This is a genomic window from Rhizobium ecuadorense (genome assembly GCF_001187535.1).
Lineage (GTDB): Bacteria > Pseudomonadota > Alphaproteobacteria > Rhizobiales > Rhizobiaceae > Rhizobium > Rhizobium ecuadorense.
Window position 1 is genome coordinate 1 of the sequence record NZ_LFIO01000859.1, and the last position, 271, is coordinate 271.

Below are 271 nucleotides of genomic sequence, written 5' to 3' on the forward strand. Positions count from 1 at the left end.
CCTGGCGCCCCCGTAAGCCTGCCGCTGATCCGGCCGGAAGCCCGATTGCTCCATACGCAGGTGCGTGCCCGCGCCCGTAGGCGTGAGAGTCCAGGTGACGACGCTTGCGAGATCATAGGCAGCCCACGTGTAAGACAGGGTTTTGTTCGGCTCGACTTCCAGGACCTGGCAATCGACGGATCCCCAATCCGCGCTGAGCTTAAAACGGTGATCCACGACCGGCACGAAGTCATTCTTCATCAGCCAGTCCGCGATCAGATGCGGCTGGGTG

1 protein-coding gene is annotated in these 271 nt (G+C 62.4%); it reads right to left on the reverse strand.

Annotated elements, in window-relative coordinates; translation table 11 throughout:
- Positions 1–271 (reverse strand): SRPBCC family protein (locus AF337_RS14905; RefSeq protein WP_049732640.1); only part of this gene is annotated, 271 nt, incomplete at both ends.